This is a genomic window from Deltaproteobacteria bacterium (genome assembly GCA_019912665.1).
Lineage (GTDB): Bacteria > Desulfobacterota > GWC2-55-46 > GWC2-55-46 > GWC2-55-46 > UBA5799.
Map to the genome: position 1 here is coordinate 284356 of JAIOIE010000021.1, position 18740 is coordinate 303095.

Here is an 18740-nt window from a genome sequence, read left to right on the forward strand (position 1 = left end):
GAGGTTTCAATGGGTAAAACGAAGAAAAATAAGCCTGGGCTTCTTACCATGAACGCTTACGCAAAGCGCCGTGGAGTGTCGCACACGGCTGTAGCCAAGGCGGTGAAGTCCGGACGCATAAGCAGGACGGCAAATGGCCTGATAGACCCTGAGGCAGCGGACAGGCAGTGGGCTGACAATACCGACCCCTCAAAGCCACTGAACTCAGTCACCGGCAACCCAAGGCACCGGAGGCTGGTGGACTCCCCGTCAATGCCTACCTCTAACCCGGAGGCTATTACAAACGCCCAGGCAGGCGGCCTTCCGCCCTATTCACAGAGCAGGGCTATAAGGGAGGCTTATGAGGCTCGGCTCAGGAAGCTCGAATACGAGGTAAGGGCCGGGAAACTCATAAGCGCCGATGAGGTCAAGGTCATTGCATTCAACATCGCCCGGCTCACAAGGGATAAGCTCATGGGCTTACCAGACAGGCTTGCCCCAATACTGGCTGGCATAAGCGATTGCCACGAGACGCACAAGCTCCTGAGCGCGGAGATACGCCTTGTCTGCGAGGATCTCTCGAAACCCGATAGCTATTCGAATATCAAGAAGGCCAGCGATCAATGAACCTCGTCACCATAAAAGAGCTGTCGGATTTCCTTAAAGTAAAACCGTCCACCCTTTACTCCTGGGTGCATAACGGGACGATTCCGTTCATCAAGCTAAACGGGCTCCTGCGCTTTGATATGGACGATGTCCAGGAGTGGGTCAAAGGCTCGAAGGCGATGTCCCACAACGTTCTGAAATCCTTGAGGAAATCGTCCAATCTGGATGTAGATGCAATCGTCAAAAGGGCAGTTGAAAGCGCCCGTCAAGGACGTTACAATCCTCCCAAACGGGAAACCAGCCTGAATCAAGGCCTCAGGAAGGAGTGATCAGTATGGGGCTTTATAAACGAGGCCAGGTCTGGTGGATGCAGTTCACATACAAGGGCAGGCTTATTAGAAGGTCTACCGAGACCGGGGACAAGAAGCTTGCCAGGACGATCTTCGGCAAGGTGACCACCGAGATCGCCGAAGGCAAGTGGCTGGACAAGCTCGAGGGCGAGGATAAGACCTTCAGCGACCTTGCGGAGAAGTACATCAACGAGTACGCCAAGCAACACAAGAGGTCCTGGTCAAAGGACGATGAACGCCTCAAGAACCACCTCATCCCATTCTTCGGCAACATGATCGTGACGGAGATTAGCCCAAAGATAATCTCCGCCTACAAGGGGCACAGGTACTCCAAGGGCGTGAAAGCGGCCACCATCAACCGGGAGTTGGCTATCATGAAGCACATGTACACGATAGCGGTGAAGGAATGGGAGTGGTGCAGGGACAACCCGGTTATGCGCGTCTCGATGGAGAAGGAAGGCCAGCCGCGTGACAGGTGGCTGACCTACGAGGAGGAAAAGAGGCTCATGGGGGCCTGTCCTGGATGGCTTCAGGAGATCGTCACCTTCGCGCTCAACACCGGGATGCGCCAAGGCGAGATCCTCTCATTGAGATGGCAGGACGTGAACCTCTTTAGCGGCATCGCCACCCTCCAGGAGACGAAGAACGGCGAGCGGAGGTCCATCCCCCTTAACCGGACCACATGGGAGCTACTGAAGGCGAAATCCAAGGTCAGATATCTCGCAAGCGACCATGTCTTTGCGAACGACGCAGGAAAGAGGATGGACGGCGGGAACCTTCGAACCGATTTCATGAAGGCACTCAAGGCCGCGAAGATTGACGGCTTCTGCTTCCACGACTTGAGACATACCTTCGCAACCCGACTCGTTCAGCGTGGCATCGACCTCTACAAGGTCCAGAAGCTCCTCGGCCACCGGGACAACAAGACCACGCAGAGGTACGCGCACCATTATCCGGAAAGCCTCCGGGACGGCGTTGACGTCCTGGACATCAGGCCGGATGCGGCGCAACCAGTAGCACAGTTTTAGCGCAATTTCGGATTTTGAAAATCGGGCTGAAAAATACGGCTGCGTAACTTCTTGGATTTACGAGAGATTTTGGTGGCGGTGGGTGGAATCGAACCACCGACGCGGGGCTTATGAGACCCCTGCTCTGCCGACTGAGCTACACCGCCGGGTTTGCTGGTTTTGTGGAAAGATGCAGTTGACGCAGACTGATGATTATAATGAAATCCGGTGGGAAAGTATATAACTTTTTGTGGTCCCGAAGAGCTTTCCCGTCCCTGTGACGACCAGCATCACCGCCTCGGGCGCGCCGTCGCCGTCAAAGTCCTCGATGAGGAAATCCGAGATATAGCCCTCCACGGGCCTGGTCCGCCAGTTCTCGGCCACGGTCCCGCCCATCGCGTCCCATGAGAGGCTTACAAGCTCTCCGGTCTTAAATGAGGCAGGCCGCGCGGCGCTCCGCCCCAGGCCGCCGGGCGTGTTCTTCTTTATTATCAGCTCGGCCTTTCCATCCTTGTCCATGTCGAGATGATAGAACCTGCCCTCGACCGGGAATGGCTCGGATTCCGCTGCGCCGGGGCGGTCGGCCTTACGGACTATATAATTGAGCGTGCCTCCGAAAAAGTCAGCGCTCCTGTATTCCTCGGCCCATTCCCCCTCTTTTTGCGGGGCGTAAACCTTCAAATACCCCCGGCTGTCCAGGGCTATGATATCGAGGCCGCCCTTGCCCCTGAAGTCAAGCGCCTCGAACCTGTAAATGTCAGCTCCCCTCGGGAGCGCAATGCTGAACTCTCCCTTGTCCACGAGCTTGCCGCCTTCCCTGGCAAGCACCCTGACATCGCCGTAGAAGCCGTCGAGCTTCCTGTACTTCTGGCCTATGAGCGCCGGGGCCGCGTCTCCGGCCCGCACTGTCCGCATAAGCCAGCCGAGATTGCTTGCCGTTACCTCATACTTCCCGTTCCTGTGCTCGATCACAAGGCTTGCGGCCTCGTTGCCGGATATCCTCGAAATATAGACCTCCGGGGCGCCGTCCCTGTCCAGGTCGATTATGGAAACGGATATATTCGTTCCGGTCTTGTCCTCCATCTCATGGAGCACGCGGAAGCCGTTCTCAGCGTAAGCGCCTATTACTACTTTCGAACCGGATACGGCGACTATCTCTTTTTTGCCGTCGCGGTCAAGGTCTGCCGCGTCCATGGCGACGTACATGCCTTCCATCGTCTCGCTCCTCCACGAGACGGGCCTATCCTGCCCTGCCTTGGGCTTTACGATAAAGCCGTCGTCCGGCATGGCTTCGGTTGTTGATGGAACCGGCGCCGCCGGGACTGCAGGGGCAGTGGCCTCGGTTGCCAAGACTGGCTTTTCCTCGATTACAGGCGCCGCTGCCCTGGGCTTAAGGGAGGCCAGCACATCGGTTGAGAGCTTATCCGTAAGCCCTATTATGGATTCCACCCCGGTGCCCTGTGACGCGAATGGCGTGACCCTGCCCGTCGCGATATCAAGGAGCTTCGCGTCCATGCTCACGGATTTCCCGAAGACGGTGACGCTCCCGAAAAGCACGAGATCGGCATTGAGCTTTTTCCCCGCCTCAAGCGCCGCGCCCTCCTCGATGCCCTTATTCCCCGGAAGGGCGGCCTTGACAAGGTCCTGCCTTACAATGACAAGCGAGCCACCGAGCCTTGAGGCGAGCATGTCGGCCATCGCGCCCTTCACGAAATCCATCTTATCCGCAGAGTTCACGTTCCAGGGGAGGATTGCTATTTTTTTCCCGTCTGAGGCCCCTTCCGCCCGGAAGGGGGCCGTTAACATTAAGAGAACGAAGAGAAAAAGCGCTGTTAGCCTCATCGATGACCTCATTTCAAAAGACCTGCCTTGCTCAAAGGTTTTATTGCTGCGTTTTATTGCTGCGCTTTGCTCCTGAAAAATAGGGGTTCATTTAAGGCATCCTCTAAAAAATAGAGATTTTTCCCGCAATCAAGGAAGGCTGGGAATAAAAAGCGGAGCATATATGATAATATGTGAGCATTTTTATTCACGGCTGACACAGAGTCCGGGGAAAAGATCAATTTTTAGAGGCTGCCTGATTTAAAATCATGAGGCAAAAGTAGTCAAGCTGTTTTTGAGCCGAGCCTGTAATGCAGCAGCCGCTCGATAACCTCGCCCTTCCTGAAGTGCCTCTCTATTATCTCGTCCACGTCCTTTAGAGTGACGTTCCTGTACCAGACGCCCTCGGGATAGACGACCATGGCAGGCGAATACTGCCCTTCCTCGTCTGTTTCCTTGCAAACGCTCAGGCACCCGGACCTCGAAACCTTCACCTCGCCCTTAAGGCCCCCGGCCTTGACCTTGCCCTTCATGTCCTCGAATATCTCTTCAGAGCCCTTGTTCAGGCACCTCTTGCCCTGGCATACGAACGCGTGGAGCCTGTATGGTTTCAATCCTCTACCTCCTGGCTGCCTCATCAATCAGATAAACCCCGGAGCTCCAGGGGCGGCAAATACAATTATAATCCGATTTCGGCGAGGTCAAATCAAGGGGAAATCTCCGCCCTCTCGGAGATTGCGGCAATCTCCGAGAGGGCGGAGATTGCCGCAATCTCTAAAAATTAGAGATTTTTCCCGCAATCAAGGAAGGCCGGGAATAAAAAGCGGAGCATATATGACAATATGTGAGCATTTTTATTACCGGCCTGACACAGAGTCCGGGGAAAAGATCAATTTTTAGAGGTTGCAGGGCGCTATTCTGCTATAATATGCGCGCACGAAAACCCCGGAGGCGCGCGCCTTTGACGCGGTCAAGTTACGAGCTTACATACAGGGGCAAGTCGCCTGAAAGCGAAGTCCTCTCGACCCCCGCCCTGCCGCTCCACCTTATAAAAGCCGTGAGGGGGGCTGAGGGCTGGCGTAATATCCTCATCTCGGGCGATAACCTCAATGCCCTTGCCTCGCTCCTTGTGATGAAAAAAAAGGGGCAGCTTTCATCTGCCGATGGCTCGCCCGGCGCGAAGCTCATCTACATAGACCCGCCATTCTCGACAAACCTTGAATTCAGGGGCAAGGAAAACCAGAAGGCCTACAAAGACAAGGTCCTGGGCGCGGAGTTCATAGAATTCCTGAGGAAAAGGCTCATACTTCTGAGAGAGGTCCTTTCCTCCGAGGGCTCCATATTCGTCCACCTCGACTGGAAAAAGGCCCATTACATAAAGGCCGTCATGGACGAGGTCTTCGGCGAGGAGAACTTCCTGAACGACATAATCTGGAGCTACGGCGGCAGGGGCGCAAAGGCCGTTGCCGGGCAGTTCTCGCGTAACCACGACATAATACTCTGGTACAGGAAGGGCGGAAGGCACACCTTCAACCAGCTCGCACTCGAAAAGGCAGTACCCAAGAAGGGGAGCGGCTTCAAGCAGGATGACGCGGGCCGCTGGTTCAAGACCTCTCCAAGGGGCGACTATACGGACGAGAGCGTACGCGCCCTTGAAAAGGAAGGGCGCGTCTACAGGACCAGGAACGGCACTGTCCGGATAAAGTATTTCCTTAAGGAGGAAGGCGACTTTCTCCTTGAGAATAAGCTCGTTGGCGATGTGTGGGACGACATCCCTGACGCCATGCACCTGTCGGCAACAGAAAAAACCGGCTACCCCACTCAGAAGCCCGAGGCCCTCCTTGCCCGTATTATAAAGGCCGCCTCAAACCCCGGAGATCTCGTCCTCGACGCGTTTGCCGGCGCGGGCACGACCCTTGCCGTCGCCGAAAAGCTCGGAAGGAGGTGGGCGGGGGTCGATTCCGGGGCGCTCGCCATCCACACGATTGAAAAGAGACTCTTTTCAATAAGAAATTCAAGGCATATGGAAAAACCGGCGAAAAGGCATGGGAAGGCCTGCTCCCCCTTTGCGGTCTTCTCGCTATGCTCCGAAGAAGAGGATGACTGCGCATGCGGCGGGGAGCGCGGCCCTGACGTAAAGTGCCGCTACTCCATAGACGAATCGACTGGCGAATGCGTCGTGAAAATAGAGCGGTTCAGGAGCCGTGGCGCGCGGCAAGGCGCGGGGCTTGAGGCCCTTTCTTCGGTAGCCCTGGATATGGATTTTAACGGAGATGTCCTGCATATAGACTCATTCCACACAATGGAGGAGCTTAGAGAAACAGGGTTTGAGCTTCGCTTTCCAATCGAAAAGGTCAATGGCGGGGTAATGCTCGTCTTTTCGGACATATACGGGAACGAAAAATGGTTTTTGGGGGAGCTCGCCTGAGAGCAATCCTTTCACCGGGTCCTACAGTCCGGGAGAGAAGATTAGGATTTTTTAAAGAACCCTTTCACTTTCTTTTAATCATCCTGGGAGATAATCGGAACCGGGAAGGGGGGATTTCCCCGTAAGGGGGGACGGAATCCCCCGCAGGCGGCTGATGGGGGCCGCTTACTTCCCTTCAATACGGAATATGCGCTATTATCCCGTTTTTCTGGATTTGAAGGACAGGCCCTGCCTGGTCGTCGGGGGCGGCCCTGTTGCCGAAAGGAAGGCCCTGGGCCTTCTGGCGGCGGGCGCCAAGGTGACTGTCGTGGGCCCCAGGGTTACGAAAGCCCTGGAGGGGCTTGCAAGGGAAAAGGAGATAGCGCTAAGAAAAAGGGCATACAGGCCGGGAGACTCGAAGGGCCGCTTCCTTATCGTCGCGGCAACGGCTTCGAGAGAGGTTAACGAGGCCGTCCAAAGGGATGCGAAATTATTTGGCTGTCTTTTGAACGTTGTAGACGACCCGGCCCGCTCGAACTTCATCGTCCCCTCGGTTGTAAGGAGGGGCGCGTTGACCATAGCCATATCCACATCGGGCAAGAGCCCTTATCTTGCACGCGTCCTGAGGGAAGAATTCGAGGGGCGTATCGGGGCCGAGTACGAAGCCTTTATCGAGATACTGGGGGCGGCCAGGAAGAAGCTATTGAAAACCGGCCTCAGCCGTGATAAAAAAGAAAGGATTATTAAGGCTTTGGTTAAGTCCCCGATACCCGTGCTCCTCAAAGAGAGGCGGGTCCGGGAGGTGAATCAAGTCCTCAGGGACACCCTGGGGGAAGGATACACCCTCTCGAAGCTCGGGGTCAGGCTTAAGGGAGAAGGGCGAGGCTAAGGGAGCGCCCTATCCGGGGTCAAAGGGCGTGAGCGAAATCTTTTTCCACATAACGGCGGCGGTCTATCTCTTGGCTACCCTTGTCTATTCCGCATATCTCTTCTCGAGGAAGGACCGGCTCCTTACCATAGCCCAGGCCGCCATGGTCGCGGGCTTCGCCTTCCATACCGTAACCATAATAGCGCGCTGGGCGGCCGCGGGCCGCACCCCTGTTACGAGCTTCCACGAGTCCCTCACCTTCTTCTCGTGGGTGACCGTCTTCGCGTTCCTCTTCCTCCTTTTAAAATACAAACAGCGAGTTCTGGGCGCGTTCGTAAGCCCGTTCGCGCTACTCCTGCTCATAACCGCCTCGCTCCTTCCAAAGGAAATAGTGCCGCTCTCGCCGGTGCTCGAGAGCTACTGGCTTCCGGTGCACGTAAGCCTCGCATTCCTGGGAAACTCCTTTTTCGCCCTGGCCTTCCTACTGGGCGTCATGTACATAATCCAGGAGCGTTATCTCAAGACGAGGAAGCTAAAGGGCCTTTTCTTCGCCCTCCCATCGCTTGAAACGCTCGACGAGCTTAACTATAAATGCCTCCAGTACGGGTTCCCGCTCCTTACGGCCGCCATCATAACCGGGGCCATCTGGTCGGAGTACGCGACCGGCAGCTACTGGCAGTGGAAGCACCGCCAGGTCTGGTCGCTCATAACTTGGTTCCTCTACGCGGCGCTCCTCCATGGCAGGCTCACGGCCGGGTGGAGGGGGCGGAAGGCGTCCATACTCTCGGCTATCGCCTTCGCCTGCCTTATAGGCTCCTATTTCATAATAAACATACTCTCCGGGGGGGCTCACGGCCTTTCGCGTTGAGGATTGAATTTTCCTGCTTCTCTCTGTTTCTTTAAAAATTAAAGCGGCTCTTTCAGGGAAACATGAACCTCGTTATAGTCGGACTCAACCATAAGACCTCGCCAGTAGAGATACGGGAGAAGCTCTCTTTTCCGTCTCACGCCATAGGCGAGCCGCTCGCGAAGCTTACTAACCATTATGGTCTCGCCGAGGGCGTCATATTGTCCACCTGCAACAGGGTCGAGGTGCTGGCGGTCGCGAGCGACGCCGAGAAGGGCACATGGCAGGTAAAGAGGTTCCTTTCGGACTACCACTCCATACCCCTTGAGAAGCTTGACGAGCACCTTTACGTCCGCCAGGGCGAGGAGGCGGTAAAGCACCTCTTCAGGGTCGCCGCGGGCCTGGACTCGATGATAATGGGCGAGCCGCAGATACTGGGGCAGGTGAAGGACGCCTACGGGTACGCGGTCCACGGGAATACGGCCGGGGTCATCGTAAACAAGCTCTACCACAAGGCATTCCAGGTCGCGAAACGCGTAAGGACCGAGACGAGGATAGGCGAGTCCGCTGTCTCGATAAGCTTCGCGGCGGTCGAGCTCGCCCGTAAGATATTCGGCAACCTTGCAGGCAAGACCTGCATGCTCGTGGGCGCTGGAGAGATGGCCGAGCTCGCGGCCCGTCACCTCCAGACGAACGGGGTGCGCGAGATACTGGTCGCGAACAGGACCTATGAAAAGGCCGTTGAGCTCGTGAAATGCTTCTCGGGCACGGCCATCATGTTCAGGGAGTTCCCGCATTACCTGAAAAACGTCGACATAGTAGTAGCCTCCACCGCCTCCCCCAACTTCATCATAAAACCGGAGCAGGTTCAGGAGGTCATGCGGGAGCGGAAGAACAAGCCCATGTTCTTCATAGACATATCGGTCCCCAGGAACATCGATCCTGAGGTGAACAGCATCGACAACTGCTACGTCTACGACGTGGACGACCTGCAGGGCGTGGTGGTTGCGAACCTGCAGGAGAGGCACAAGGAGGCCGAGCAGGCCGAGGCCATAATAGTCGAGGAGATAGACAAGTTCTACAGGTGGATAAAGTCGCTCGATGTGGTGCCGACCATCATAGCCTTGAGGCAGGCCTGCGATTCCGTAAGAAAGGCAGAGCTCGCCAGGGCAATGGGCTCGCTTTCCAGCCTCGGCGAAAACGAGATGAAGGTCCTGGACGCAATGACCTCGGCCATCGTAAAGAAGATACTCCACAACCCGATAACGCACCTTAAGCGAGAGGCCAATAAAATTGAGGGCGACCTCTACATCGACACCATAAGGAAGCTATTCGACCTCGCTGTCGACGAGGAAGCCGTCAAGAAGGCAGCCCAGAACAACGACGATTGACATAGAAGATCCGGCCCGTTCCATCAGGGTAAAAAAATCCAAGGGGACCGCGCTTTGAAAAAGAAGATAGTAATAGGCACCAGGGGGAGCCAGCTCGCGCTCTGGCAGGCCAACTGGGTGAAATCCGAGATCGAGAAGAGGCACCCCGAGCTCGAGGTCGAGCTTGAGAAGATAAAGACGACCGGGGACAAGATACTCGATGTGCCGCTCGCCAAGGTAGGCGGAAAGGGCCTCTTCGTAAAGGAAATAGAGGAGGCGCTACTTGAAGGCAGGGCCCACCTTGCCGTGCATTCCATGAAGGACGTGCCCACCTTCTTCCCCGACGGCCTCTCGTTACGCTGCATAACCGAAAGGGAGGACCCCAGGGACGCGGTCTTCAGCAGGAACCATGTGAAGCTCCTCGACCTCCCGAAGGGGGCGAGCATCGGCACATCCAGCCTTAGGAGGCAGTCGCAGATTCTCAACTTAAGGCCCGACTTTCGGATACTCCAGCTCAGGGGCAACCTTGATACCCGCATGAAAAAGCTCGATAACGGGGACTTCGACGCCATAATCCTCGCCGGGGCGGGCGTCAAAAGGCTAGGATGGGCCGACAGGATAACCGAGCTCCTTCCCGTCAATATGAGCCTGCCCGCGATAGGACAGGGCGCCCTCGGCATAGAGACGAAGACCGACGACGATTATATAAACGGGCTCGTCGCCTTCTTCGACCACCCGGAGACATCCTATTGCGTAAGGGGAGAAAGGGCGCTCCTTAAGAGGCTTGAAGGCGGCTGCCAGGTGCCCATAGCCGCGCACGGCGAGCTTTCGGGCGACACCATAAAAATAACCGGACTTGTCGCAGGCATCGACGGCAAAAAGATTATAAAGGACTCCGTCTCCGGCCCCAAGGACGATTGCGAGAAGCTCGGAGTCGAGCTCGCGGAGAAGCTCCTGAAGAACGGCGCTTACGAGATACTCAAGGACCTTTACGAGGTAAGCCCTCCTGGCTCGGCCTGACGCAGAGTCCCTGGAATAGATCGTTTTTTGGACCTGAATCATAAAAACCGTGCCATGCCATACAGGGTCTCCAAATTCATCCACCTTCTGGCCCTCGTGGCCTGGCTGGGCCCTTCCACCGGGGCTTATATGCTCATGCTCCTGGCAGGGAGGCAGGTCTCGCTCCGGCTCTGGATAATAGAGCAGTACAGGTTTTTCATATTCATAGAGCTTGCGGCATTTCTCGTCCTCGCGGCAACCGGACTATACATGCGGAGCCGGGGAGGGCTCGAGGGGGCCGGATGGCTCAGGGCGAAGCTCGCGATAGTCGTCGCGGTATTCATACCCTTTCAGGCCGCACAGCTCGTCATCTATGCCAGGACCTACCGCTCGCTCATGGCCTCCTCGGACTTTATCGGGGCGCTCGCGTTCTATAACAGGTTCAACATGGTCGCAGCCGTGGTCTTCGCGCTGGCAGTGCCGGCTGTTTTCTTCCTCGCGGCCGTCAAACCCGGAGAGAAAAAGCCCCGGTTTGAATAATCGCCCGGCCGTCTGATATAATGCTCACGGCCTCAGGGCAGCTCCAATGGTTGTTTTTTTTCTTTATCCGGCCCTTTTTCTAATTAAACGAATGAATAAAGGAGTTTGAAATAAATATGGCTGGAAAGGCGTACCTCGTAGGCGCGGGTCCGGGCGACCCCGGCCTCCTTACCCTCAAGGGCCTTGAGGCCATAAAGGAAGCCGACTGCGTAATATACGACTTTCTCGCGAACTCGCGCCTTCTGGAGCACGCTAAACCGGGCGCCGAGACCGTCTACGTGGGGAAGAAGGGGAGCGAAAAGACCCTTCCCCAGGAGGATATTTCGAGGCTCATAGTCGATAGGGCCAAAAAGGGGAAGACCGTCGTCCGCCTTAAGGGCGGAGACCCATTCATATTCGGGAGGGGCGGGGAGGAAGCCGAGGAGCTTGCAGCCGCGGGCATCGATTTCGAGGTGGTTCCGGGCGTTACTTCGGCGGTTGCCGCGCCCGCCTATGCCGGGATCCCGCTTACGCACCGGGACCTCTCCTCTGCCGTCACCATCATAACCGGCCAGGAAAACCCCCTTAAGGAAAGGCCCAACATCGCCTGGGACAGGCTCTCAACAGGCAGAGGCACGCTCGTCTTCCTCATGGGCTGGAAAAACCTCTCCCTTATAACCGTAAAGCTACTCGCGAACGGCTGGCCCCCCTCGACCCCGGTCGCGCTCGTAAGATGGGGCACCATGACCAAGCAGGTCTCCATCGTCGGCAGGCTCGACAATATAAACGGGCTTGCAAGGGAAGAGGACCTTAAGCCCCCTGTCGTAATCGTGGTCGGCGAGGTGGTGGGCCTCCGCGAAAAGCTCAACTGGTTCGAGTCAAAGCCCCTTTTCGGGAAGCGGGTGCTCGTGACGCGGGCACTTGAGCAGGCGGGAGATTTCACGAAAATATTGGAAAAGGAAGGTGCCGAGCCCATAACCTTCCCGACCATAAAGACGACGGCCCCACCGAGCTGGAAAGAGCTCGACAGGGCCATAAAAAGGCTCTCCACATACGATTGGGCCATATTCACGAGCGTTAACGGGGTAAAATACTTTTTCGAAAGGCTCTATAAGACAGGGTACGACATACGGGAGCTTAAGGACGTCAGGATATGCGCCATAGGCCCCATGACCGCGAGGGCCATAGAGAAGCTCGGCATAAGGGTGGACCTTACGCCGAAGGAATTCAAGGCAGAGGGGCTTATCGAAGCTCTGGGTAAGCGCAATATAAAAGGGAAACGGTTCCTCCTTGCCCGGGCCTTGAAGGCAAGGGAGATACTTCCGGAGGAAATAAAGAGGCTCGGCGGCAAGATAGACGTTGCGCCAGCGTACAGGACCGTAAAACCTTCGAAAGAGGCCGGGGAGCTTGAAAGGCTTCTCATTGAGGGCTCAATCGATGTTGTTACATTCACATCTTCCTCGACTGTTACTAACTTCGCCGCCATGTTCGGGAAAAAGAGGCTCCCGGAGCTTCTTAAGAACTGCAAGGTCGCCTGCATAGGCCCCATAACGGCGGACACTGCAAAGGCCTACGGCATGGCAGTGGACATAATGCCCCGAGACTACACCATACCCGCCCTTACGAGGGCGATGGCGGAGTATTTCAAAAAAGAGAGAGGGTGAAACAAAATGAACTTCCCCATCTACCGCCCCAGGAGATTAAGGAAAACCGAGACATTGAGGAGGATGGTACGGGAGACCACGCTTTCCCCTGCCGACTTCATACTCCCCCTCTTCGTCACATACGGCAAGGGCGTGCGAAAAGAGATAAAATCCATGCCCGGCCAGTTCCAGCTCTCGGTGGATAACCTGAAGAAAGAGGCCAGGGAGATAAGGTCCCTCGGCATACCATCTGTAATTCTCTTTGGCATACCGGAGAAGAAGGATGCCGAGGGCACGAGCGCCTTCGACCCGCACGGCCCGGTGCAGGAGGCGATAAAGGCCATAAAGTCCGCGGCCCCGGAGCTTGCCGTCATAACCGACGTCTGCATGTGCGAGTACACTTCCCACGGCCATTGTGGTATCATACGGGAGAAGGACGTGGATAACGACGCCACCCTCGAGCTCCTCTGCAGGGAGGCCCTCTCCCATGCGGAGGCAGGGGCTGACATGGTCGCCCCCTCTGATATGATGGACGGCAGGGTCGGCGCCATAAGGGACACGCTCGACGAGGGCGGCTTCTCGAACGTCCCCATAATGGCTTATTCGGCAAAGTACGCGAGCGCCTTTTACGGCCCTTTCAGGGACGCGGCCGAATCCACCCCGCAGTTCGGGGATAGGCGTAGCTACCAGATGGACCCCGGCAACACGGACGAGGCCCTGAGGGAGACGGCGCTCGATATCGAGGAAGGGGCGGACATAGTGATGGTGAAGCCCGCTCTCCCGTACCTCGACATTATAAGGAGAATAAAGGACGAGTTCGGGTATCCCGTAGCGGCCTATAACGTAAGCGGCGAATACTCCATGATAAAGGCCGCTGCCGCAAAGGGCTGGCTTGACGGGGACAGGGCCATGATGGAGTCCCTGGCATCCATAAAGCGTGCCGGGGCCGACCTCATACTCACATACTTCGCCCGGGATGCCGCAAGGCTCCTCGGCAAGTAAACCAATAGCCCGGAAAAGGAGAGACCATATGCACGGCAGCATGCCAAAAGGCCATCCCCACGAGGTGCCCGGTATGAAAGGAGGGCACGGCCATCCTGGAGGACATCCGGGCGGCCACGGCGGGGGTCCAGATAAAAGCGGCGGAAGGAAATGGCTACCCAAGCTCATCGCATGGGAGCTTACGAGATCCTGCAACCTCGACTGCATACATTGCAGGGCGGCGGCCAGGTTCGGCCCCTACCCCAACGAGCTCACTACCGAGGAGTGTTTCAAATTCCTCGACGACGTCGCCTCGTTCTCGAATCCCATAATGATAATGACCGGCGGCGAGCCCATGCTCCGGGACGACATCTGGGACATAGCCAAATACGGCACCAAGCTCGGCCTAAGGATGGTCATGGCGCCCTGCGGCTTCCTCGTGACCGAGGAGACCGCGAGGAAAATGATAGAGTCCGGCATACAGCGCGTTAGCTTCTCGATAGACGGCGCTACGGCCGAGAGTCACGATAATTTCAGGCGCGTGCCCGGAGCTTTCGCGAGCGTCATGACCGCCATAGAAAGTGTCAAAAAGGTCGGGCTCCCGTTCCAGGTCAATACGACCATAACCAAACACAATCTCGCGGAGCTCCCGAAAATACTCGAGCTCGTCATATCGCTCGGTGCGGTCGCTCACCATCCGTTCCTCCTGGTGCCCACTGGCAGGGGCGCGGAACTAAAAGACCAGGAGATATCCCCTGAGGAGTACGAGAAATCCCTTTCATGGTTCTACGAGATGAGGGATAAGGTGCCGCTCCAGTTCAAGCCCACCTGCGCCCCCCACTACTACAGGATATTCAGGCAGAAGGAGCGCGAAAAGGGCATAACCGTAACTCCCGAGACCCACGGCCTCGACGCCATGAGCAAGGGGTGCATGGGCGGGCAGTCCTTCGCCTTTGTATCCAACACCGGCAAGGTCCAGATATGCGGCTTCCTCGACGTCGAGTGCGGGGACATAAGGAAGGAGCCCTTCCATGTTGTTTGGGACACCTCCAAGGTCTTCCAGGAGATGAGGGCCTGGGACGACTACAACGGCAGGTGCGGCTACTGCGAGTTCAGGAAGGTCTGCGGCGGGTGCAGGGCCAGGGCCTTCGCATTCACCGGGGACTACATGGACGAAGAGCCGTTCTGCACCTACCAGCCCTCGGACGCGGCCAAGAGCGCCCACGCGGCGCGCCACGGCGAAAAGGTCTGACCGGGAATCCAGCGGGCCGGCGGCAAGCATTTATTGCCAGCCGGCCTTTTTTCATACAGTTACGGATACTATCTTTCTTCTCTTTAATGCTGGAGGCGCGCATGACGGAAAAAGAGAGGCCCGGCCACCCGGGAAGGCACCACGGAGGCGCACCGGGCGGCAAGCCGCCCGCGATCGAAGGCATGGACCTTGAAGCCCTCGTGGATGTAAGCGAAAAAGGGGGCCTGAAGGACGGGGTGCGCCAGCGCCTTAACAGGCGCCTTTTCGTACAGCTCAATGTCTTCACCCGCTGCAAGGACGTAAAACCTCTGATAAAATCTATTGAGATGGCCGGTATCGAGGCGGCGCTTTACCTGGACATCCACGACCCGCAGGGCGTGGGCCTCGTCACCATGAGCCCGGACCCGCTATTCTTCGTGACCGGGTTGAGGAATCTCCTGAGCGGCCCCGGTTTCGGAGATCTCGAGCTAAGGCGAGAATATTCGATGCTCGGGCGCACCTACGGGCTCGGGCACGAAGAAGATCTCGAAGACTGGCTCCTTAAAAGGACCAGGCGGGTGGTCCTCAATAGAAACTGGCCTTGGGCGGTCTGGTATCCGCTCCGGAGGACCGGTGAATTCGTCCGGCTCCCGAAGGAGGAGCAGGCGGCCATGCTCATGGAGCACGGCGTAATCGGCAGGGCATTCGGCAAGGCCGACCTGGGCCATGACGTCAGGCTCGTCTCCAACGGGCTCGACCAGAACGACAACGACTTCGTCATCGGGCTCATCGGAAGCGAGCTCCATCCCCTCTCCGCTCTCGTGCAGACGATGAGGGGGACCAGACAGACCTCTACATATATTCAGGAGATGGGGCCCTTTTTCGTGGGGAGGGCCGCATACCAGAGCCCGATGAAGGCGGAATGAATTACCCAGCGCAAGCCGCAGGGCATTAGACCAATAAAGGCAATCTCTAAAAATTAGATTTTTTTCCCGTAATCAAGGAAGGCCGGGAACAAAAAGCCAGCATATATTATAATATGTGAGCATTTTTATTCCCGTAACTACCCAGAACCCGGGGAAAAGATCAATTTTTAGAGGCAGGACGTTCGCACCATGCTCAGGTACAAGGTCGTGGAACTCTCAACAGTGACCGACGAGACTATCGAAGAGGCGCTCAATTCGCTTACTCCCGAAGGCTTCCGGCTCGAGAGCCTCCATTTCGCCATGAGGGATTCCTCGAAGAGGCCGTCCATGGCTTTTCTCCTCTTTACGCGCGAGGAGCCGGAAAAGGGAGCCGCCGAAGGAGGCAACAGTGACTGAGGGATATGTCTGCATGGAAACCGAAACAGTGCCCTTCCAGAAGGCCGAGGCGCTTGAGCGGTTCCTTGCGAAGTTAATAGACCTCCTCATAGCCGGCGCGTTCTTCGCCTTCCCTACGTTTGTCGGGCCGCTCGCGGCCCTGACATACATTCTAATCTCTGATGGAATCAGAGGCGGGCGGAGCCTCGGTAAACGCGTAATCGGGCTCCGGGCCGTCGCGGCGGAGACAGGCGAGCCGTGCGACTTCAAAAGGTCGATCATCCGGAACTCGCCTTTCGCGCTCCTCATTGTCTTCTGGTTCCTGGTCGGCTGGATACCCTATCTCGGAAAACTTCTATTCCTTGCGGCCGCGCTCGTCGTCGGCGCATTCGAGCTGGTCCTAGTATATACCGACGAACGTGGGGCGAGGTTCGGTGACAGGGTGGCTGGGACGGTGGTGACCGCCTCGAAAAAATAGGGCCTGCGTCAAATCCCTCTCTTATCGATTGAACAACCCGGCGAGATTAAGCCATGTAGGGCGCGCTGTGCGCGCCATGAAAATTGTCATCCTGAGCGAAGCGAAGGATAAAAAGATTCCTATCTCGCCCCTCCTGGCTCGACATTTCGGAATGCCTCGCCCTTAAGGGGCGAGGCATTCAATTTCTGCCCTGCAAAATTGTCGGCCTCTGGCGCTCCCTAAGAATGATTGGTGCGCATAGCTCACCCTACACGGTTTTGTTTTGTTTTGTTTTGTTTTTCAGAACAATCCCGGGCATAAGGCGGAGCGAACATAGGGATGGGGGAAGGGCGGGCGAGGCGGGGCTGCAGGAGCGAGGCCCCGTAGCGGGCCGAGCGACATAAGGGCCTAGCCCGGAGGATGGTGGCGGAACGAGAGCGGAGCCTTATGCCGAAAAGCGCGGCAGCTCGTAAATGGCTTTTTGTTCGAAGTGTTTCCGTGATAATTATCCGTTAGCCTTTGCATACCGATCAACCGCCACAATGCTGCAGCTCCCGTCTTTTTCGTTATATACAATGACTGCGAGCCCCTTTTCGAGCTGCCGCCTCACCTGAATGGTCTTCTCTTCGAGCGTATAGGAGCCCGGACCGTAGTCGGTGCCTTCCCTTGTCACGAACTCCTCTATAAGCCCGGTAAGCGCGTCGTCCGTAAGGAGATGATATGGTATCTCCATCCCTTTCCTTCCGATTTGATTCAGCTTAACTCTTCCAGCTCTTCAGGCTGAACTCGCCTTTTTCGTAGACGAGGTAGGTGCCCCTGAAGGCCCAGCTCCCTGGGTTCGCGTAGACGCCCTTTCTCCCGCCGGATTCGATTGTATGCACGCCGGGCTCGTGGGAATGGCCGAGGACCACGGCGTCAAACCCGCCCGCAATCTCCTCAATTGCGAATCTTTTGAGTCTCGCCTCGGTTATGTTTTCTGATGAGCCGTACCGGAGGGCGTTCCCCCTGCTCTTTCTTGAGAGCATCCCTGCTATGGCCCATACGCCACGGGGTGTCGCCGCAATCGCGGTGGCCCTGAAAAGAGGGCTTCGGAGGTAAGCCCTCCAGAGCCTGTATCCCGCAGTCATGGAGACCGTGTCCCCGTGGCCTACGAGGAACCTTTTCCCGTCCATTGCCATCTCTTCCATGCCGGGATAGACCTTTGCCCCGAGTTCATTCGTAAAGAAAGGGCCCATGGAGAAGTCGTGGTTGCCTTCGAAGTATATGATGCCGACCCCGCGCTCCCGGAGACGGAGCAGGGCTTCGAGGACCGGCTTATAGACCCTCTCGGCCACTCTGTTCGAGCCGGTCCAGAAATCGAAGAGGTCGCCGAGGACCGCGAGCCTTTCCGCTTCGACGGAATCCAGAAACCTTACGAGGCTTGCCTGGTGCGGGTCGCCTTCGCCCTTCAGATGGGCGTCGGCCACAAAGACCGTCTTCATCTTATCCTGAGCGCCTTAATAGCGGCCGCTTCCATTACTTTTACAGGGGCCTTTTTGCCGGTCCAGAGCTCGAAGCCTATCGCGCCCTGGCGGACCAGCATCCCGAGTCCTGTGTGCGTCTTAAGGCCTCGTTTCTCAGCCCCTTTTATGAGTCCGGTCCTTAACGGCCTGTATACGATATCCGAGACGACTGCCCTGGCCGGGAGGGCTCCAATGGGAAGGTCGAGCTCGCCCTTCCCCATCATGCCGGTCGATGTGGTGTTTACAACGAGGTCGGCCTTCAGGAAGTGCTCGAAAAGGGAGTCCTTATCAAGCGGGACTGCCATTATGTCGGTCGAGTCGAACTTCCGGGCGAAGCTCCTGGCAAGCACCTCCGCCCTCTTAAGCGTCCTGTTGGCTATAACGACTGAAACGGGCTTGGCTGCGAGTATCGAATAAAGTATGCTTCTCGCCGCGCCGCCTGCTCCTATGATGACGGCCCTTTTCCGCGCCGCCCTGAAGCCTGTCTCGTCTCTGAGGCTCAAGAGATAGCCCGCTCCGTCGGTATTGTAGCCTATGAGCTTCCCGCCCTTATTGACGATTGTATTCACAGCGCCCAGGTCCATGGCGTGCGGCTCGATTTCGTCGAGGTACTTAAGCACCTTCTCCTTGTGGGGGATGGTGACGTTCACGCCCAAAAGTCCGAGGGCCCTTATCGACTCGACAGCGGCCCTTAGCTCGCCAGAAGGAGCGGACCTCACATGGAACGGCACATAGAGCGCGTTAAGCCCGAGCGCGTTGAAAGCGGCATTGTGCATGGTCGGGGAGAGGGTGTGGCCTATGGGGTCGCCGAAGATCCCCGCTATTTTCGTATTGCCGTTTATCTTCATCCCT

Annotated in this window: 20 protein-coding genes and 1 tRNA gene; 15 read left to right on the plus strand and 6 right to left on the minus strand. The window is 56.9% G+C overall.

The features are described from left to right. Positions 1–9: 9 nt before the first annotated feature. The 3 genes from K8I01_10725 to K8I01_10735 are packed head-to-tail and all read left to right on the plus strand — an operon-like array spanning position 10 to position 1963. Positions 10–606, plus strand: coding sequence for a hypothetical protein (locus K8I01_10725; protein ID MBZ0220891.1), 597 nt, complete (start codon positions 10–12; stop codon positions 604–606). Then, on the plus strand, positions 603–914 hold the full coding sequence (locus tag K8I01_10730) for a helix-turn-helix domain-containing protein (protein ID MBZ0220892.1): 312 nt from the start codon (positions 603–605) through the stop codon (positions 912–914). Before K8I01_10725 ends, K8I01_10730 begins: the two co-directional genes overlap by 4 nt. A gap of 5 nt (positions 915–919) precedes the next feature. Beyond that, positions 920–1963, plus strand: coding sequence for a site-specific integrase (locus K8I01_10735; GenBank protein ID MBZ0220893.1), 1044 nt, complete (start codon positions 920–922; stop codon positions 1961–1963). Positions 1964–2033: 70 nt separating this feature from the next. Here the strand turns inward: K8I01_10735 and K8I01_10740 are convergent. From K8I01_10740 to K8I01_10750, 3 genes are all read right to left on the minus strand, one after another. Beyond that, positions 2034–2109, minus strand: a tRNA-Met gene (locus tag K8I01_10740). Between the two features lie 46 nt (positions 2110–2155). Further along, positions 2156–3661, minus strand: coding sequence for a VCBS repeat-containing protein (locus tag K8I01_10745; protein MBZ0220894.1), 1506 nt, complete (start codon positions 3659–3661; stop codon positions 2156–2158). A 386-nt stretch (positions 3662–4047) separates the two neighbouring features. After that, positions 4048–4377, minus strand: a complete 330-nt coding sequence (locus tag K8I01_10750; GenBank protein MBZ0220895.1) for a (2Fe-2S) ferredoxin domain-containing protein — start codon at positions 4375–4377, stop codon at positions 4048–4050. Between the two features lie 347 nt (positions 4378–4724). Here K8I01_10750 and K8I01_10755 point away from each other — a divergent pair, with 347 nt between their 5' ends. From K8I01_10755 to K8I01_10810, 12 genes are all read left to right on the plus strand, one after another. Then, entirely contained in the window at positions 4725–6191 is a 1467-nt protein-coding gene (locus K8I01_10755) for a site-specific DNA-methyltransferase (protein MBZ0220896.1), read from the plus strand. A gap of 154 nt (positions 6192–6345) precedes the next feature. Then, positions 6346–7059 carry a bifunctional precorrin-2 dehydrogenase/sirohydrochlorin ferrochelatase gene (locus K8I01_10760; GenBank protein MBZ0220897.1) on the plus strand — a complete coding sequence of 238 codons (714 nt, stop codon included), beginning with the start codon at positions 6346–6348 and terminating at the stop codon, positions 7057–7059. Positions 7060–7087: 28 nt separating this feature from the next. Then, entirely contained in the window at positions 7088–7906 is an 819-nt protein-coding gene (gene ccsB, locus K8I01_10765; protein ID MBZ0220898.1) for a c-type cytochrome biogenesis protein CcsB, read from the plus strand. Between the two features lie 62 nt (positions 7907–7968). After that, a complete protein-coding gene (gene hemA / locus K8I01_10770; GenBank protein ID MBZ0220899.1) occupies positions 7969–9276 on the plus strand; it encodes a glutamyl-tRNA reductase in 1308 nt (435 codons plus the stop codon). A gap of 54 nt (positions 9277–9330) precedes the next feature. Further along, positions 9331–10275, plus strand: coding sequence for a hydroxymethylbilane synthase (hemC, locus tag K8I01_10775; GenBank protein ID MBZ0220900.1), 945 nt, complete (start codon positions 9331–9333; stop codon positions 10273–10275). A gap of 54 nt (positions 10276–10329) precedes the next feature. Next, complete coding sequence (locus tag K8I01_10780; protein MBZ0220901.1) at positions 10330–10794, plus strand: hypothetical protein; 465 nt, start codon at positions 10330–10332, stop codon at positions 10792–10794. 116 nt (positions 10795–10910) lie between these two features. Beyond that, complete coding sequence (gene cobA / locus K8I01_10785; protein MBZ0220902.1) at positions 10911–12437, plus strand: uroporphyrinogen-III C-methyltransferase; 1527 nt, start codon at positions 10911–10913, stop codon at positions 12435–12437. A gap of 6 nt (positions 12438–12443) precedes the next feature. Beyond that, entirely contained in the window at positions 12444–13418 is a 975-nt protein-coding gene (gene hemB, locus K8I01_10790; GenBank protein MBZ0220903.1) for a porphobilinogen synthase, read from the plus strand. 40 nt (positions 13419–13458) lie between these two features. After that, positions 13459–14649 carry a heme b synthase gene (gene ahbD, locus K8I01_10795; protein MBZ0220904.1) on the plus strand — a complete coding sequence of 397 codons (1191 nt, stop codon included), beginning with the start codon at positions 13459–13461 and terminating at the stop codon, positions 14647–14649. A 182-nt stretch (positions 14650–14831) separates the two neighbouring features. Then, positions 14832–15554, plus strand: a complete 723-nt coding sequence (locus K8I01_10800) for a chlorite dismutase family protein (GenBank protein MBZ0220905.1) — start codon at positions 14832–14834, stop codon at positions 15552–15554. Between the two features lie 189 nt (positions 15555–15743). Continuing rightward, positions 15744–15950: a DUF4177 domain-containing protein gene (locus tag K8I01_10805; GenBank protein ID MBZ0220906.1), complete on the plus strand. Its 207-nt coding sequence runs from the start codon at positions 15744–15746 to the stop codon at positions 15948–15950. Continuing rightward, positions 15943–16407, plus strand: a complete 465-nt coding sequence (locus K8I01_10810; protein MBZ0220907.1) for an RDD family protein — start codon at positions 15943–15945, stop codon at positions 16405–16407. The genes K8I01_10805 and K8I01_10810 overlap by 8 nt, the downstream gene beginning before the upstream one ends. Positions 16408–16891: 484 nt before the next feature. Here K8I01_10810 and K8I01_10815 read toward each other — a convergent pair whose 3' ends face one another. The 3 genes from K8I01_10815 to K8I01_10825 are packed head-to-tail and all read right to left on the minus strand — an operon-like array spanning position 16892 to position 18736. Next, positions 16892–17119: a YheU family protein gene (locus K8I01_10815; GenBank protein ID MBZ0220908.1), complete on the minus strand. Its 228-nt coding sequence runs from the start codon at positions 17117–17119 to the stop codon at positions 16892–16894. 25 nt (positions 17120–17144) lie between these two features. After that, the gene (locus K8I01_10820) at positions 17145–17867 is read right to left on the minus strand and encodes a UDP-2,3-diacylglucosamine diphosphatase (protein ID MBZ0220909.1); all 723 of its coding nucleotides are present in this window, start codon (positions 17865–17867) and stop codon (positions 17145–17147) included. Continuing rightward, positions 17864–18736 (minus strand): shikimate dehydrogenase, encoded by an 873-nt coding sequence (locus K8I01_10825; protein ID MBZ0220910.1) that lies wholly within the window; start codon positions 18734–18736, stop codon positions 17864–17866. The genes K8I01_10820 and K8I01_10825 overlap by 4 nt, the downstream gene beginning before the upstream one ends. Positions 18737–18740: the final 4 nt, after the last annotated feature.

What these genes read in the sequence shown, in the direction of transcription:
- K8I01_10725 (MBZ0220891.1), top strand. Translation starts at nt 10, where the DNA reads ATGGGTAAAACGAAGAAAAATAAGCCTGGGCTTCTTACCATGAACGCT.
- K8I01_10730 (MBZ0220892.1), top strand. Translation starts at nt 603, where the DNA reads ATGAACCTCGTCACCATAAAAGAGCTGTCGGATTTCCTTAAAGTAAAA.
- K8I01_10735 (MBZ0220893.1), top strand. Translation starts at nt 920, where the DNA reads ATGGGGCTTTATAAACGAGGCCAGGTCTGGTGGATGCAGTTCACATAC.
- K8I01_10745 (MBZ0220894.1), bottom strand. Translation starts at nt 3,661, where the DNA reads ATGGATTTCGTGAAGGGCGCGATGGCCGACATGCTCGCCTCAAGGCTC.
- K8I01_10760 (MBZ0220897.1), top strand. Translation starts at nt 6,346, where the DNA reads ATGGGGGCCGCTTACTTCCCTTCAATACGGAATATGCGCTATTATCCC.
- hemA (MBZ0220899.1), top strand. Translation starts at nt 7,969, where the DNA reads ATGAACCTCGTTATAGTCGGACTCAACCATAAGACCTCGCCAGTAGAG.
- K8I01_10780 (MBZ0220901.1), top strand. Translation starts at nt 10,330, where the DNA reads ATGCCATACAGGGTCTCCAAATTCATCCACCTTCTGGCCCTCGTGGCC.
- cobA (MBZ0220902.1), top strand. Translation starts at nt 10,911, where the DNA reads ATGGCTGGAAAGGCGTACCTCGTAGGCGCGGGTCCGGGCGACCCCGGC.
- hemB (MBZ0220903.1), top strand. Translation starts at nt 12,444, where the DNA reads ATGAACTTCCCCATCTACCGCCCCAGGAGATTAAGGAAAACCGAGACA.
- ahbD (MBZ0220904.1), top strand. Translation starts at nt 13,459, where the DNA reads ATGCCAAAAGGCCATCCCCACGAGGTGCCCGGTATGAAAGGAGGGCAC.
- K8I01_10800 (MBZ0220905.1), top strand. Translation starts at nt 14,832, where the DNA reads ATGGACCTTGAAGCCCTCGTGGATGTAAGCGAAAAAGGGGGCCTGAAG.
- K8I01_10805 (MBZ0220906.1), top strand. Translation starts at nt 15,744, where the DNA reads ATGCTCAGGTACAAGGTCGTGGAACTCTCAACAGTGACCGACGAGACT.
- K8I01_10815 (MBZ0220908.1), bottom strand. Translation starts at nt 17,119, where the DNA reads ATGGAGATACCATATCATCTCCTTACGGACGACGCGCTTACCGGGCTT.
- K8I01_10820 (MBZ0220909.1), bottom strand. Translation starts at nt 17,867, where the DNA reads ATGAAGACGGTCTTTGTGGCCGACGCCCATCTGAAGGGCGAAGGCGAC.
- K8I01_10825 (MBZ0220910.1), bottom strand. Translation starts at nt 18,736, where the DNA reads ATGAAGATAAACGGCAATACGAAAATAGCGGGGATCTTCGGCGACCCC.